14 protein-coding genes are annotated in these 15,796 nt (G+C 60.5%); 10 read left to right on the top strand and 4 right to left on the bottom strand.

Going from position 1 to position 15,796, the window contains the following annotated elements; genetic code table 11:
* Position 1: 1 nt before the first annotated feature.
* Positions 2–1,357 carry a glutamate--tRNA ligase gene (gltX, locus tag AAF739_07665; GenBank protein MEM6382533.1) on the top strand — a complete coding sequence of 452 codons (1,356 nt, stop codon included), beginning with the start codon at positions 2–4 and terminating at the stop codon, positions 1,355–1,357.
* On the opposite strand, the gene AAF739_07660 is transcribed toward gltX, so the two are convergent.
* Together AAF739_07660 and AAF739_07655 are read right to left on the bottom strand one after the other, a co-directional pair.
* Positions 1,358–2,551 carry a DUF2865 domain-containing protein gene (locus tag AAF739_07660; protein MEM6382532.1) on the bottom strand — a complete coding sequence of 398 codons (1,194 nt, stop codon included), beginning with the start codon at positions 2,549–2,551 and terminating at the stop codon, positions 1,358–1,360.
* A gap of 81 nt (positions 2,552–2,632) precedes the next feature.
* Positions 2,633–2,872, bottom strand: a complete 240-nt coding sequence (locus tag AAF739_07655; GenBank protein ID MEM6382531.1) for a hypothetical protein — start codon at positions 2,870–2,872, stop codon at positions 2,633–2,635.
* A gap of 402 nt (positions 2,873–3,274) precedes the next feature.
* On the opposite strand from AAF739_07655, the gene cysS reads away from it, so the two are divergent.
* From cysS to AAF739_07635, 4 genes are read left to right on the top strand one after another with little or no spacing between them, the layout of a single operon-like run.
* The gene (cysS, locus tag AAF739_07650) at positions 3,275–4,882 is read left to right on the top strand and encodes a cysteine--tRNA ligase (GenBank protein MEM6382530.1); all 1,608 of its coding nucleotides are present in this window, start codon (positions 3,275–3,277) and stop codon (positions 4,880–4,882) included.
* Entirely contained in the window at positions 4,879–5,340 is a 462-nt protein-coding gene (locus tag AAF739_07645) for a GFA family protein (protein MEM6382529.1), read from the top strand. The genes cysS and AAF739_07645 overlap by 4 nt, the downstream gene beginning before the upstream one ends.
* Entirely contained in the window at positions 5,337–6,956 is a 1,620-nt protein-coding gene (gene cimA, locus AAF739_07640; GenBank protein MEM6382528.1) for a citramalate synthase, read from the top strand. The genes AAF739_07645 and cimA overlap by 4 nt, the downstream gene beginning before the upstream one ends.
* Before the next feature lie 8 nt (positions 6,957–6,964).
* Positions 6,965–7,471, top strand: coding sequence for an N-acetyltransferase (locus AAF739_07635; protein MEM6382527.1), 507 nt, complete (start codon positions 6,965–6,967; stop codon positions 7,469–7,471).
* Here the strand turns inward: AAF739_07635 and AAF739_07630 are convergent.
* Positions 7,468–8,073, bottom strand: a complete 606-nt coding sequence (locus AAF739_07630) for a TIGR00730 family Rossman fold protein (protein MEM6382526.1) — start codon at positions 8,071–8,073, stop codon at positions 7,468–7,470. The two genes, AAF739_07635 and AAF739_07630, sit on opposite strands and share 4 nt — an antisense overlap.
* Positions 8,074–8,203: 130 nt before the next feature.
* Here AAF739_07630 and AAF739_07625 point away from each other — a divergent pair, with 130 nt between their 5' ends.
* From AAF739_07625 to AAF739_07605, 5 genes are all read left to right on the top strand, one after another.
* Complete coding sequence (locus tag AAF739_07625) at positions 8,204–10,087, top strand: LysM peptidoglycan-binding domain-containing protein (GenBank protein ID MEM6382525.1); 1,884 nt, start codon at positions 8,204–8,206, stop codon at positions 10,085–10,087.
* Between the two features lie 164 nt (positions 10,088–10,251).
* The gene (locus AAF739_07620) at positions 10,252–12,276 is read left to right on the top strand and encodes an ABC transporter ATP-binding protein/permease (GenBank protein ID MEM6382524.1); all 2,025 of its coding nucleotides are present in this window, start codon (positions 10,252–10,254) and stop codon (positions 12,274–12,276) included.
* Positions 12,273–12,974: a phosphatidylserine decarboxylase gene (locus AAF739_07615; protein ID MEM6382523.1), complete on the top strand. Its 702-nt coding sequence runs from the start codon at positions 12,273–12,275 to the stop codon at positions 12,972–12,974. Before AAF739_07620 ends, AAF739_07615 begins: the two co-directional genes overlap by 4 nt.
* Positions 12,975–12,985: 11 nt before the next feature.
* Positions 12,986–13,852 (top strand): CDP-diacylglycerol--serine O-phosphatidyltransferase, encoded by an 867-nt coding sequence (pssA, locus tag AAF739_07610; GenBank protein ID MEM6382522.1) that lies wholly within the window; start codon positions 12,986–12,988, stop codon positions 13,850–13,852.
* A complete protein-coding gene (locus AAF739_07605) occupies positions 13,836–14,204 on the top strand; it encodes a DUF1491 family protein (protein ID MEM6382521.1) in 369 nt (122 codons plus the stop codon). The genes pssA and AAF739_07605 overlap by 17 nt, the downstream gene beginning before the upstream one ends.
* Here AAF739_07605 and AAF739_07600 read toward each other — a convergent pair.
* On the bottom strand, positions 14,201–15,628 hold the full coding sequence (locus AAF739_07600) for a hypothetical protein (GenBank protein MEM6382520.1): 1,428 nt from the start codon (positions 15,626–15,628) through the stop codon (positions 14,201–14,203). The two genes, AAF739_07605 and AAF739_07600, sit on opposite strands and share 4 nt — an antisense overlap.
* Positions 15,629–15,796: the final 168 nt, after the last annotated feature.

The following is a 15,796-nucleotide window of genomic DNA, read 5'->3' as shown; positions in this document are numbered from 1 at the left end:
GATGACTACGATCGTTCGCTTTGCCCCGTCGCCGACGGGGTACCTGCACATTGGCAACGCGCGCACGGCCCTCTTTAACGCGCTATTTGCTCTGAAGACCGGCGGGCAGTTTGTTCTGCGGCTCGACGATACCGACCGGGCCCGATCCACCGAGGAATCTGCCCGCACGATAGAAGACGACATTCGGTGGCTTGATATCAAGGTCGATCGCCTTGAGCGGCAATCGGCTCGCATGGCGCGGTATGACGCCGTTCGAGACGATCTGAAGGGGCGCGGGCTGCTCTACGCCTGCTACGAGACGGCCGAGGAGCTCGATTACAAGCGCAAGCGGCAGATGGCGTTGGGCAAGCCGCCGATCTACGACCGGACGGGCCTCAAGCTCACCGATGAAGAGCGCAACGAGTTGGAAGCCGAGGGCCGCACGCCGCACTGGCGCTTCAAGCTCACAGGCAAGCGGGTCTCTTGGCAGGACGGCTGCAAAGGCGAGCAGAGCATTGATACGACATCGCAATCAGACCCTGTTCTGATCCGCGAGGATGGCAGCTACCTCTACACGCTGCCCTCGATCATAGACGACATCGATTTCGGCGTGACCGACGTGATCCGCGGTGAGGATCACGTTTCCAACACCGGTACCCAAATCGAGATATTCGAAGCGCTGGGAGCATCCTCGCCGCGATGGGCGCACCATAATCTGCTTACGGCGGCGGATGGTACGACGCTGTCGAAACGCGAAGGATCGCTCTCGCTGAAGGCGCTTCGCGAAGCGGGCACGCTGCCGATGGCAGTTGCGTCGGTGGCGAGCCTTGTTGGAACATCGACCGCGATTACGCCTTACGCCAATCTTAACGCGCTGGCCGAAACGTTCGATCTCAGCAAAACCTCGTCCGGCCCGGCCCGGTTCGAGCCCAAGCAGATCGCGGATTTCTCTGCCCAGATGGTTCATGAGCTTGATCCCGGCGCAGTCGAAAGCGAGCTGATTGCTCTGGGCATCCCGAAGGACCGGGCCGAGCAGCTTTGGCTGGCCGTGCGCAAGAACTGCGATCGCGTCGCTGATGCGATGACGTGGTGGGCGATGATTGAGGCCGATGAGGTCGACGCAGCGCTTGCAGACGATGACCGAGACTATGCTGCTGCTGCAAGTGAGGTGCTGCCAGCGGAGCCTTTGTCCGCTGAGAGCTGGGGTCTTTGGACCAGCGCGCTCAAAGACCAGACGGGCCGGAAAGGCAAAGCCTTGTTCATGCCATTACGCAAAGCGTTGACGGGTATGGAGCGGGGGCCAGAAATGGGCCCCATTCTCAGTCTGTTGGGCGCGCAAAAGGCCAAGCGAAGGTTGCTTGCTGCCGCGTCCGGCTGATTACTCGGTGAAGTACCGGTAGGTCGGACCCACGACCCGCACAAGCTGTTGCTCACCTTGCGTTTGCTGGCTCATCGTTGCGAGCTGCCTGAAGGTGATGCCACCCGCGTCCAGCGCTCTGGTCTCCGGGTCGTTTTCCAGTTGCGGTCGAGCCATGGGCTGCGGCACTGAAGGTTGGACCGGTGTTGCAACGGAGGCCGTGGACCCGCGCAAATCCTGCAGGACGTTTGCGCTTGGCGTGCAGCGGTTGCTCGGCTGAAAATCGGTCCGGTAAGCAAAGGCGTAGCTTTGTGAGGCGTAGCTTTCGCCTGTCAGCGTGGAAACCATCGCATCAACCTGCTGACCTGGGTTGCGGTAGGCAAACAATTCGACCGACGTTCCAGGGCACATGGCAGCGCACAGCCCCTGATCTTCATCAAACCGGTCGCGGGTGGTCGAGAAACTGATCGGCCAGTAGAACCCGTCGGTTTTCCGGACGCACATTGTGCGGAAGGTGTTGCCGCGCCAGCGCATCTCCGGTTCGCGAACGCGCTCTTGACCAGGCCTATCAAAGCCGCGATGCGCGGTCCGCTGGCCGGGCACCACTCGGGCGCTGGGATCGCCAGGTGCTGGCGCCGACCGAATGCCAAAGATTGCTGATAGCAGGTCGCCCACGCCGGGTTGCGTCGCAGCCTGTTGTTGGCGCCGTTGGTTTGGTCCGCACTGCGTCGCAAAAACGCGCTCAAGTTCCCGGATGCGCCGCTGGTTTCCGCCACCGCCACCGCGTTGTATGCGCCTCTCGATGGTCGCGATATTGGATTGCATCTGCCCAATGGCATTCACGACCGCGTTGCACTGGCCCGACGCCCGGAAGCCGCAACCAAGCCTGTCGTAGGCGTTTTGTGCCCGAGCGAGCTCGCCGCGCTGCTGGTTAAGAGCGCGTTGCAGATCGCCCGTGCGCCCTCCACCGCCACCATTCACAAGGTTTGCCAGTTCTGACTGAATGGCCCTGCAGTTGGCCTGCGCGTAGGCGTTTTGTGCCGTAAAGGTTGCGGACGCAAGAAGCGCGACCCCCGCTGCGAGCAGACCCCGGCGGAGATTAGCGACCGGTAGCCGGAATGGTGATGCGCTAGTGCGACCCGACGGGCCATAAGCGACCGCACGGCTACCCGTCTGCTTAGGACGGGCCGGTTCGACAGAGGCCGATAATTTCACGCAAACATCCACTAAGTGTCATCCCGCATCCCGCGCGGGCCTTTGGCCATCCAACACAACTCTATGGACGATAGCCCAAACCTAATGAACCGAAGCTGAACGGTTGTCCGTAAGGTTAAGCGCGAGCGCCGGGCGAATGGTTGATGGCCTGTTCGTCGCGCTGGCTGCGATATCCCGGACCCGGTTTTCTGCTCTGGTCTTGCGGTCGGCGGACAGTGCTGCGCTTACCTTTGACGCGTCTTGCGCAACTGGAACGCTGGCGTCGCTGACGCTGAGCCATAGACTGGCGAAAAGACGGCATGCTTGAGGATCGGCACCCATGCTTCGATCTCCCTGTTTGCGCTGCGCCGTTTCTTTGCGAACGGTCGCGAGCAGGTGGCGGTTGCTCAACACCATCGCTGAGGCCGACCCACCGCTTCTGTGCTTCTCGTCACACCTTCACCAGTTCGCTCGGAGCTTGTTTGTCAGCTCACCGGTTGCACGCACACGAAATGTGCCTTGACGAGTTTGCCGAAAAAGCGGCAGTGAAGAGGTCATGTTTGGGCCAAACACTTATTTGCACCTTAACACTTCGCCGTTGGACATCGCTTCAACGGTTTCTTGTGCGTGCATGGTTAAGATTATTCGCTAGCGAACAATCGCTGGCTGGCCCCGTTTTCCTGTAAGAGACAAGTCAAACGGTTCGCCCGCCAGCGGCAAGGTTGATGACCTATGGGGGATGGGGTGGACCTGCACCTTTACAACACGCTGACGCGCCGCAAGGAGGCGTTTGCGCCTATCGATGCGAAGAACGTGCGCATGTATGTGTGCGGTCCGACGGTCTACGATTACGCGCATATCGGCAATGCGCGGCCGGTCGTCGTGTTCGACGTTCTGTATCGGCTCTTGCGCCATGTCTACGGTGCCGAGCACGTCACCTATGTGCGCAACATCACCGACGTCGATGACAAGATCAACGCGCGGGCGAAGCGCGACTATCCCGATCTGCCGCTCAACGATGCCATCGCCAAGGTAACCTCCACGACGACCGAGCAGTTCCATGCCGACATCGCCGCCTTGGGCTGCCTGCCGCCGACCCATGAGCCGCGCGCAACCCAACATATTGGCGGCATGATAGCGATGATCGAAACGCTGATCACGCGCGGCAACGCCTACCTCGCGGGCGATGAGGTGCTGTTCGACACGGTCTCCATGCCGAAATATGGCGCGCTTTCGAAGCGCAAGCTCGACGAGCAGAAAGCCGGCGCGCGGGTCGCGGTCGACGCCCACAAGAAAAACCCGGGCGACTTCGTGTTGTGGAAACTGTCATCGGCCGATGAGCCGGGCTGGGACAGCCCATGGGGCAGGGGGCGTCCCGGCTGGCACATCGAATGCTCGGTCATGAGCGCGCATCATTTGGGTGAGACCTTCGATATTCATGGCGGCGGGCTCGACCTGATCTTCCCGCACCATGAGAACGAGATCGCCCAGAGTTGCTGCGCCCACGGGACCGACCGCATGGCCAATGTGTGGATGCACAATGGCTTCGTGCAGGTCGAAGGGCGGAAGATGTCGAAGTCCGAAGGGAACTTCGTCACGATCCACGACGTCCTGCACACCGACAAGGTAGGTGGGCGGAAATGGCCGGGCGAAGTGGTGCGCCTCGCCCTCCTAATGACGCACTACCGCGAGCCTTTGGATTTCAGTGTGAAGCGGTTGGAGGAGGCGGAGGAACAACTGCTCCGATGGTTTGAGGCTGTATGTTTATTTGATGGCCCCGAGACTTTGGAATTTTTTGGCAGCCCAGTTTGTCAAATCTGGAGTGGTGCTGGACTGATGACGGATGAGGTCAAGCAACGGCTCTCCGGTGATCTTGGATTTAAATCTGTGCGAGACATTTTCAATCAACGGTACGCAAGGAAGCAGACAGAGGATCGAGCCGCTCTTGCCGTAGATCTGCATGCAATAGGGCTTCTTTTCCCGTCAAGAATTCACGCTAGACTCGGAACGCTCAAGGGCCACATCAAAGCGGTGCTGATACCCGAGGTTGGCCGGCTCCAAAACGATTATGCGCAGGGCTTGATCAACACGCACCCAGTTCCGATCGGAGATGAGTTTACCTTGTCGTTTGATCGGTACGGGCGTGCCATACTAACTAAGTCCTCCAATGATGCGGCTGCTAACGACGACATTGACTCCCAAATAAAAGAGCGCCTCGCGCTCATCGCCGAGAAAAACTGGGCCGAAGCTGACCGCATTCGCGATGAGCTCCTCGAGCAAGGCATCCAGCTTCAGGACTACAAGGATCCCGAAACCGGCGAGCGCAAAACGAAGTGGGAGGTCAAACGATGACCGCCCCCTACACCGGCGGTTGCCAGTGCGGGGCCGTGCGTTACCGCGCCCAGACGCTCGCCAAGGCGTCCATCTGCCATTGCCGTATGTGCCAGAAGGCGGCCGGCAACTACTTTGCGCCGCTCGTGGAGGTCGAGGGTTTTGCGTGGACGCGCGGTAAGCCTGGAGTCTTCGCTTCATCGAACCTGTCAAACCGGCTTTTCTGCCCGCATTGCGGAACGCCACTAGCGCTCGAAACAGACGGCGCGATGGAGATCATGATCGGCTCGCTCGATGATCCGTCCGCTGCGACGGTTCTCTACCACGCGAACCCGAAAGATCGCCTCCCGGTGACCGAGTGCCTGCACACAATCCCAGACCAAAATGCGGAGCGTGCGGCGGAAAACGACGCATGGAACGCGCGGATCATCAACAATCAACACCCTGACCACGACACAGAAGCGTGGAAACCAAAATGACCCAGAAAGAACGCCTTTACCTTTTCGACACGACCCTGAGAGACGGCCAGCAGACGACCGGCATCGATTTTTCGCTCGACGACAAGATCACCATCGCACGGATGCTGGACGAGCTTGGGGTTGACTATGTCGAGGGCGGTTACCCCGGCGCGAACCCGACCGATACGGCGTTCTTCGAGGCCTCCCGCACAACCCAAGCGATCTTCACGGCGTTTGGCATGACCCGCCGCGCTGGCGTTTCGTCATCAAACGATCCTGGCCTCAGGGCTCTCATCGATGCCGCGGGAGACGCAGTCTGCTTTGTGGCCAAAAGCTGGGACTATCATGTGCGCGTGGCGCTCAAGACCACGCCCGAAGAAAACCTCGCCTGCATCGCCGACAGTGTGAAGGCAACCACCGCAGCGGGCAAAGAAGCGCTCATCGATTGCGAACACTTTTTCGATGGCTACAAAGCCAATCCCGACCATGCGCTGGATTGCGCGCGGACGGCCTATCAGGCTGGCGCGCGCTGGGTGGTCCTCTGCGACACAAATGGCGGTACGCTGCCCGCTGAAGTCGAGGCGATCGTCAATGAGGTCGCCAAGACCGTGCCCGGCACGCATCTGGGAATCCATCCGCACAATGATACCGAGCAGGCGGTTGCAAACGCGCTGGCCGCGGTACGCGCTGGGGCAAGGCAAATTCAGGGGACGCTCAACGGCATCGGAGAGCGCTGCGGCAACGCCAACCTAACCTCGCTCATCCCGACGTTGCTGCTCAAACAGCCTTACGCCAGCCAGTTTGAAATCGGCGTTGGACCGGAACAGCTTGCGAAACTGACGGTAACCAGCCGGGCGTTTGACGAAATCCTGAACCGCGCGCCGAACCGTCACGCGCCCTACGTTGGCGCGGCTGCGTTCGCGACCAAGGCCGGCATTCACGCGTCCGCCCTGCTCAAGGACCCCGAGACCTATGAGCATGTTTCGCCCGGCACGGTGGGGAATTCGCGCCGGGTTCTCGTTTCAGATCAAGCGGGTAAATCAAACCTGATCGCCGAGCTGACGCGGCTTGGGCTGAGCATCGACCCCAAGGACCGCCGCCTTGATGATCTGCTTGCTGAGCTCAAAGAACGGGAAGCGGCGGGATATTCCTATGAGGGCGCGGACGCGTCGCTGGCACTTCTGGCCATGGCTCGGCTCGGCACCATCCCCCGCTACTTCAAGGTTGAAAGCTACAAGGTTGGCGTGGAGCGGCGCTTCAACGCGGTCGGCAAACAGATCAGCGTTTCCGAGGCCGTCGTGAAGCTGAACGTTAACGGGGAGCAGCGAATGTCCGTGGCTGAGGGCAACGGCCCGGTGAATGCGCTCGATAAGGCGCTACGCAAGGACCTTGGCCGCTATCAGGCCGCGATCGCCGACCTTGAGTTGGTGGACTACAAGGTGCGTATCCTGAACGCCGGGACGGCGGCGATCACCAGAGTTCTCATCGAAAGCGAAAACACCTCGACTGGCGAACGCTGGTACACGGTCGGCGTCTCGGAAAACATTGTCGATGCGAGTTTTCAGGCGCTCGAGGATTCCATCCTTACTAAGCTCATGCGGGCGGAGGGGCTCATGGCCGTGCCGGCGGCGGAATGATCCGGGATATGCGCATTCGCGATTACGGTCCCATCGATCGCGACGCGATCATGGAGCTCTACCCGCGCGCCTTCCCCGAAGAGGATTTGCTGCCGCTTGTGCGCGAGCTTCTGGCCGCGCCCGAGGCGTTCTCTCTGGTGGCCGACGCGGACGGCGCAATTGTTGGCCATATAGGCTTCACCGCATGCGCCGTGGCAGGCAATAGGGACCGTCTTTCGATGCTAGCACCTTTGGCGGTTGACCCAGATCACCAGCGCCGGGGTATCGGCAAGGGTCTGATTGCGGCGGGCATCGAACGCCTCGAGGCTGAAGGTTATGCAAAGCTGCTCGTGCTTGGCGATCCGGCCTACTATGGACAATGGGGTTTTGCGCAGGAAAGCGGCATCACCCCGCCAGCCATCCCCGGTAACTGGGCGCCTGCGTGGCAGTCGCGGGAGCTTGCTGGCTTGCCTTGTAAAGCGGCAGGGAGGCTTATGGTCCCGGAGTTCTGGGACAAGCCAGAGTACTGGAGCTAAAGCTTTTCCAGGGCTGCTTCATCGCCTTCGAGAGCTTCGCGGCCCAGAGCTGCGACTTCGGCGCGAAGCTTGGGCACGATTACATCGATATCCGAAGTAACGAGATAGCGAATCATCGTCTCTCCCGTGATGAAACCCTCGTCGATCATATGATCGAGCAACTCTGTCAGCGGACCCCAGAAGCCGCCAATATCGGCAAGAAGCACCGGTTTTTTATGGCGGCCAAGCTGCGCCCAGGTGATCATTTCCACGACTTCTTCAAGCGTTCCAATGCCGCCAGGCAACGCAACAAAAGCATCGGCCTCATCGAACATGCGGCGTTTGCGTTGATGCATATCGTCGGTGATCACGAGGTCTTCAACATCTCGAAGCATCACCTCCCGTTCCTGCAGAAACCGCGGAATAACCCCGGTTACCTTGCCTTCCGCTTCGATAGCTGCGCGCGCCACGGTGCCCATGAGGCCCACCGACCCACCACCGTAGATCAGGCGCAGGCCTTCAGACGCCAGATGAAGACCCAGCTGACGCGCAGCACTTTCGTAGGCGGGATTGTTGCCGGTCCGGGATCCGCAGTAGACGCAGACAGAGGTGAGCTTGGTCATATACAACGAGTGGCAGCGACCGCAGGGCCGGTCAAGCGGTTAACAGACGCGGCAAACGCTTGCGAGCGCCCGAAAAGACCGGTAAAACCGCTGTATATCTCCCATTAACCCTAGTGAAAAAGTGCAGCGCATGTATCGTGGCGTCACCCTGATACTCGGCCTCATCGTCCTTGGCGGCGGTGCCGCTTTCTGGTCGCTTTTCTCAAACCAGCCTCAGCCACCCCAAGCGGTGGAATCTGAAATGGTCGGCGAAGCCGTTGCCGCTTTGGTTGACGATGACAACGCAAGCGCAGAGGCAGCACAAGGGTCTGCTTCCGACGAAGCCGTTGCCGCGGCCGAGCCGCAACAGGCCGATAGTGGCGAGGTTGGGCAGCCAATCGATAGCGAGCTGTCCGAAGACGTTACTGCTGGCGCTGATGTGACAACCACGGAAGCAGCAGCAGCCACATCAACTCCAGCTGCTACGACAACAACCGCACCCGATACCGCATTGGCCGCCATCCCCGAGACCGGCGCCGAGGAGGCTTCCGCGGTTGCTGATGCCACTGACGCCCGCGAAGAGGGTGTGGAGACAGCCGACGCGCTTGAAACTGAGGTCGCGCCCGCTGAGGAGCCGGCAATCGGTGAACCGGTATCCGAAGAAATCGCAGCCGTCGAGGAAGCACCCTCCGACTTGGCAGATGACTTGCAGACGCCAGCCTTCGATATCGTTCGTATCGAACCAACCGGCGACGCTTTGATCGCTGGTAACGCCAGCCCGTCCGCGCGCGTCGGTTTGGTCTACAATGGTGAGCTGATCGCGGAGACGGAAGCCGGAGTGACCGGAGATTTTGTGCTCGTCCCCAGCGATCCTCTTCCGGCAGGCGATGGAACGCTGCAGGTTAGCGTCCTTGATGACGCCGGTGACATCGCAGCCATGGCAGAGCAGGAAGTGGCCGTCGTTGTGCCGGGACCTGGTGGTCTTGAGGGCTTTCTTGTGGGGTTGTTGCGGCCAGGAGAGCCAATCGAGATCATCGAGCGGCAGGCGCCAACCAGCGAGGAAGATGTCGCCGCTGCGGACGTTGCAGGACAGGTCGAAACTGAAGCATCTGTGACGGACGCACCTCTTGCTGTTGAAGATGGCACATCCGACGCGTTGGCATCGGTCGACGCCGAGCAAACCAGCGAACAGGGCGCGACGCCCGAGGTAGAGACCGCCGACCAAGACGCTGCCGAACCGGCAGCGGAGGTCGCGTCAGCCGATGCGGCTGCGGACGATTTAGCCGCACCTCCGACCGTTGTGGTCGATGCCATAGAGCTTGAGGGCCAGCGGATCTGGATCGCCGGGGGAGCCGAGCCAGGCACAACCATCCGCCTGTATCAGGATAATGCACTGCTTGGCGAAACAGTTGTCGGTCCCCAAGGGCGCTATCTCTTTGAAGGGGAGCTTGCGCCCGGTGGCGACACTGTCACCATTCGCGCCGATGCTCTCGCCCCAGCTAGTGCAGATGTTGTGGCGCGTGCGCTGGTACCCTTCCGGATGCCCCAAGGTCGTGAACCGCGCGACGAAATCGCGGCTTCTTCTGTACCGCAGGACCCTGATGAGCCATCGACGCCAGAGCCGACATTGGCCAGCGTTGACCCCGAAGCTTCTTCCACCAATGAGGCCCCGGCGGCGGACGCCGAAGTCGCCGGTCAGAATGCGCCCTTGGAGACGGCCGTTGTTGCTCAGCCGAGTGCTGCCCCGGTCACCACGCTTGTCCCGCAACCATCTGGTCGTATTTCCGTGCTTGATACAGGGCGTGTCATCATTCGCCGCGGCGATAACCTATGGGCTATCTCACGGCGCGTTTTCGGGCAGGGCATTCGCTATACCACCATCTATGACGCCAACCGGGGCCAGATTGAAGATCCTGCTCTGATCTTCCCCGGGCAGGTCTTCGATCTGCCGCAACCCGACCAGGAATGGGGCGACGTGCCGGGTATCGATGCGCTTGATCCCGATCAGCGTGCGCCTGTCTCAGCTGACAATTGACGGCGCTTCGCGAGAGACGGTTCGTCTGAGGCTCACGATGAACAGGGCCCTGTGAACACGCGCAAGGGCGCTTGAAACCTTTGTTTGCGCACGCCATTTGCAGGCGCTGCACATCACACGCGCAAACAAACCGGCCTCACGAGGCCAGAAGGCACATACTCTTTATGGCAGTTGCCGGAACCTCTGACGAAAACACGCCGCCCGATGCGGGTCAAAAGGCTGGCGGCTCAGGGGCGCGTGAGACGCCATCGCCAAGGACTACGCCGGCTCTATCGACCGATGATGGCGCGATCGTCGAGACGCTGCGCGCCCTGTTTCCCTACATCTGGCCTCACGATCGTCCGGACCTGAAGCGGCGGGTCTATCTTGCGTTGGCTATTCTGGTGCTGGCCAAATTCGTCACGGTTCTGGTGCCCTACACCTACAAATGGGCGACCGACGCGCTGACCGCAGCCGCTGGATCAGCGGGCGCGCAAAGCGCGGACGGCGCCTATTTCGGTTTGCAGGCTGTTCCAGCCTTCTTGCTGGTTCCGGCGATGCTGGTCGTTGCGTACGGCGTGGGGCGCTTGATGACCGTCGGCTTCAACGAGCTGCGCAACGCCCTTTTTGCGAAGGTTGGCCAGCACGCCGTTCGCAACATTGCCCGCGAGACCTTCCAGCACATCCATCAGCTTTCCCTCCGTTTTCACCTTCAGCGGCGAACGGGCGGACTGTCGCGCGTCCTCGAGCGCGGCACCAAAGGTATCGAAGTCATTATCCGCTTCCTGATCCTGACGGCGGTTCCGACTTTCCTTGAGTTCGCGCTCATGATCGCGGTGGTTTGGTATCAGTTCGACTGGACCTATTCCGCCATCGCGATCGCAATCGTTGTTTTCTTTCTGTGGTTCACGAAGGTGGCCAGCGATTGGCGTATCGCCATCCGTCGGGCGATGAACGACGCCGACACCGACAGCAACACCAAGTCTGTCGACGCGATGCTGAATTATGAGACTGTCAAATACTTCAACAATGAGCGCATGGAGGCCGAACGCTTCGACCGTGCCATGGCGAAGTACGAGAAAGCGGCGACGCAGACCTTCACATCGCTGGCGTGGCTGAATTTCGGTCAGACGCTGATCTTCACCGTCGGACTGATCGCCTGCATGGTGATGTCAGCTCAGGCGGTCCAGAACGGTACCCAGACGCTGGGCGACTTCGTCATGATCAACGCCTTGTTGTTGCAGCTTTGGCAGCCGATGAACTTTCTCGGTTTTGTCTATCGCGAGATCAAGCAGGGTCTTGTGGATCTGGAAGTCATGTTCGGGCTCTTGCGCCAGAACCCGGAAATCAGAGATGAACCAAATGCCCAGCCGCTCGATGTCATTGGGGGTACGATCCGGTTTGACAACGTTCATTTCGCCTACAATCCAAACAGGCCGATCCTCAAAGGCATAAGCTTCGAGGTGCCCGCTGGTAAGCAGGTCGCGCTTGTGGGACCTTCAGGCGCAGGCAAATCAACGGTTTCAAGACTCTTGTACCGCTTCTACGACGTTGCGGACGGCGCGGTCACGATCGACGGACAGGATGTGCGAAGCGTGACCCAGGATAGTTTGCGCGCCCAGATCGGCATGGTCCCCCAGGATACCGTGCTGTTCAACGATACCATCGCCTACAACATCCGCTATGGGCGGCCCTCCGCGACCGATGAAGAAGTCCGCGAAGCGGCCCGAATGGCGCAGATCAGCGATTTCATCGCGCAACTGCCCGAGGGCTTCGATACTCAAGTCGGCGAACGTGGCCTGAAGCTGTCTGGCGGCGAGAAGCAGCGCGTTGCCATAGCGCGAACGCTGCTGAAGGCGCCGCCAATTCTTATCCTTGACGAGGCGACAAGTGCCTTGGATACGCAAACCGAGAAAGAGATCAAGGCCGCCCTCGACGTCGTCTCGAAAAACCGCACCACGGTGGTGATTGCCCACCGTCTGTCGACGATTATCGATTCCGACGAGATTATTGTGGTGCGGGCAGGGGAGATCGTTGAGCGGGGTCATCATGCCCAACTGCTCGACCATGACGGGCTCTATGCCGCGATGTGGCGGCGTCAGTTGGAGAGTTCAAAAGCCGAGGACGAACTGATCGCGCAGCAAGGGTCGGACCTCACATGGGACGCTGGCGCACAAGCACTTGCAGATCTTGGGGAGCAGCCAGCGTGAGCATTTTGGCTTCGGTGAAGTCTGCAATCCCGCCGATCAATCGCGCGGGCTATCCCTTCATCGGACTTTTCGCCGCCGCCACGCTGGCGCTTGGCTTGCTGTCGGCGCATCTGTTCTGGATCGGGGTCGGGTTGACGGTCTGGTGCGCCTTATTCTTCCGCGACCCCAAACGCGTCACCCCACAGGATACCGGTCTGGTCATCGCGCCCGCAGACGGCCGGATCAGCCGAATCGGGCACCACCGCCCGCCGCCTGAATTGATGCTTGGCGACCAGCCGATGCTTTCGGTCAGCATCTTCATGAATGTTTTCGACGTCCACGTGAACCGTGCTCCGGTTGCTGGTGATATCGTCAGGATCGCTTACAAGCCCGGGACGTTTGTGAATGCCGATCTCGACAAGGCAAGCGAAGACAATGAACGCAACGGCTTCGTTTTCGATACGCCGCACGGCCCTGTTGGAGCCGTCCAGATCGCAGGGCTCGTCGCGCGCCGTATTGTCGTGTGGGCGGGGCAGGGCGATACCATCCGTGCGGGCGAGCGCATCGGCATGATCCGCTTCGGCAGCCGCGTTGACCTCTATTTGCCCGAGGCTGCCCATGTTGACGTTGCCCTCGATCAGCGGGCTATTGCCGGTGAGACCATCATTGCGCATTTTGGCGCCGAGCGAGCGGCACCGACCACCCATTCGGTCAGCTGACAATGGACGGTATGTTCCAGAAGTTCGATCCCGGCACCAAGCGCCCGCGTCGCCGTGCGCGGCGCAGTGGCGCGCGTTTCAATCGGGTTCCGCTGCGCATTGTCCTGCCGAACATGGTGACGTTGCTTGCCCTGTGCTCGGGGCTCACCGCTATCCGACTTGCGCTTGAAGGCCGGTTAGAGCTTGCGATGATGGCGATCCTGTTGGCGGCGTTTCTGGACGCGCTCGACGGGCGGCTTGCGCGGCTGTTGAAGGGGACCAGCCGGTTCGGCGCTGAACTTGATTCGCTGACCGATTTCGTGAACTTTGGTGTAGCGCCGGCCCTGATCCTCTATCAGTCATCCTTGTCCACGCTTGACAATCTGGGGTGGATTGCAGCGTTGCTTTACGCGATCTGCGCCGGTCTTCGACTTGCGCGCTTCAACGCGGCGCTTGACGAACCGGTAGAGCCCTACCGGATCCATTTTTTCACGGGCGTTCCCGCCCCGGCTGGCGCTTTGTTGGCCCTTCTGCCCATGTATTTTGCCTTGCTTGGCGGCCGCTGGCTAACCGAGCTTCCATTGTTTGTCGCCGGCTACATCGTGGTGATCGGACTGTTGATGGTGTCCAGTCTGCCGACGCTTTCCGGCAAGAGATTTGGCGCACGTCTGCCTTCCGACAGCGTCCTGCCGATTATGGTGGCGGGTGCCGCGCTGATTGCGCTGCTCGTCGCGTTCACGTGGCACGTCTTGATCGCGTTGTCGCTGCTCTATCTCGCGTTGCTTCCCGTGGGCGTGATGCTTTTCCGTCGGATGGCCGCCGGGTACGACCCGACCGCGATCAACCCATTGGATCAATCATCAAGCGACGCGGCGTCTTCCCATGCGTCTGACCAGTGAGTTTGTCGTTTCCGCCCTGATCCGCCGGGTTGAAGCTGCGGGGGCCTATGCGGCTATCGTGCGCCAGGGCGATGCCACGGCGGGCGCGATATTCGTTATGGTATTGGGTCGAGCGGGGGAAGCGGCGCTTTACGGTCCGGCGCCCGCCTACCTGGTGGATATGGACCATATGCCCGCAGACGCGGCGCTGACGGGCAATCGATTGTTTGTACAGACGCCCCTTGAGCCTGCAGATGAGACCTCCGCAAAAACCGCTCTCGATCGCGAAGCGCGAATGGATCCGGATTTGTGGGTCGTCGAGATCACCGATCGGGCGATGCGCAGTTTTTTGCCGGTCGTTCAGCCCGACTAGCCCGTGCGGCTGAAGGGCTCAGCTGTATCGTCCAAACGAGACGCGTTGGTCTCAAGGTGTGATTCGCCACGCGCGCCGACCAGCAACTCTCGTCGCCCGGAGGGCATCGTCTGAGCGGCCTCGACCAGTTGCCCATCGCGCATGGCTGTCACGATGTACAATGCTGTGCTTTCCGGCAATGCCTTGAAGCGGTCAACCAGCGCGAAGGTATCGCGCGGTGAGCCCGTCAGCCCAACTTTGCTAAGGATAACCATGCGGGCGAAAGCGGTGGTTGAAAGTCCTGCAGCGCGTGCCAGCACCATCAATGCATCGCCATCGGCCTCATCGAGAAGCTTGCGAACCAGATCGGTGGGCAATTCGAGGGTTTCCGAAAACTGCTGCGCGAGTGGCTCCGCCTCCCGACGCTCAATGATTGTCAGGAAGCTCAAATCCGCTTGATTTCTTGTTGGATCAAGCGCGCGCCGTGCGTCCGCCATCGTTGTTGGCGGGCAGTCGCTGTTCAACCGTGTGAGGATGGCCTCGCGGCCCGCTTTATCGAGCTTTGCGTAAGACCGTGCTTCCGCCATCGGTGATGAGTGTGGTGCGCTTTGTGGAGCCGGGATCGGTATGGGGTAGGGCTGGTCGGCCGGCTCGGGACCCTCAATTATGATTGGCGGCGTATACGCACCAAGCAGGTCCGGTGCACCCTCGCGCACAATGTCGTGTGCCGGAAGGTCTGCCACGTCCTGGAAAAGGTCGCCGCCTTCCACCAAGGTCGAGGGGTAATGCGCCCGATCTTCCTCGACCGGTGCGAACAGATCAGCCTCGGACCAGTCTGTCTGACCATCTTCTGTGACGTCGGTCGACCCTCGCCCGCCGATTTCCAGATGATCTGGCCGTTGATCGAGCAGCGCCTCAATCACCGTGCGCTCGCCAGTCGCGATCATCATGGTGATATGCTCTGGCTGAAGAGGATGATGGAGAACCAGAAGCTCCAGCAATTCGGTGTTCTTACGCTCAATGAGTGCAGCTACTGCCTCGTCGCTCAGTGCGCAGGCCCTTATTAGGGTCTGTGCCGCGCGGTCACTGCTTCGTGCCAGACGATCAGCCAGTCCCACCTGCAGATCGTCGCGGGTGGCGACCGCCTTGGCGAGCGTTACGAGCGCCTCTTCATCTGCCATCCCGATAAAACCATGCGCCAGTGCTGTCAGCCGCTCCAGCTCATCGACGCGCCCCGGTGGTGTCAGAGCCAGCAGCGTCGAGACAGCATAAAGCATGCCTTTGGGGCCGCTTGTCTCAACGGTCGGGTGATTGGCAGGCAAGGTGGCGGTAGCCGTGACGGGTGGAGAGCCTTTGGCGGAACCCCCTTGCTCTCCGGACAGGTCATCGCGTTCGCCCGCAAGCGCAGATGGTGCATCATCACCGCGATCGGGTGGCGCATACATCAGCGTCTCATTGGTCATGGTCTAAAAGGGCCCGAGCTACCGCACACACATGCCGCGATCGACTGAAATCGCAGCACCCTTCTTGTATGCCCGCCGACCGTTAGCAAACGTTTAACCTTGCCACGGTCTTAATGCTTCAACTTGGCCCTATGGATCCGAATCGGCAGC

This window comes from Pseudomonadota bacterium (genome assembly GCA_039024915.1).
GTDB lineage: Bacteria > Pseudomonadota > Alphaproteobacteria > Rhizobiales > MH13 > MH13.
The sequence above is the reverse complement of the archived record's forward strand: the minus strand, read 5'-3'. Positions and strand labels throughout refer to the sequence as shown.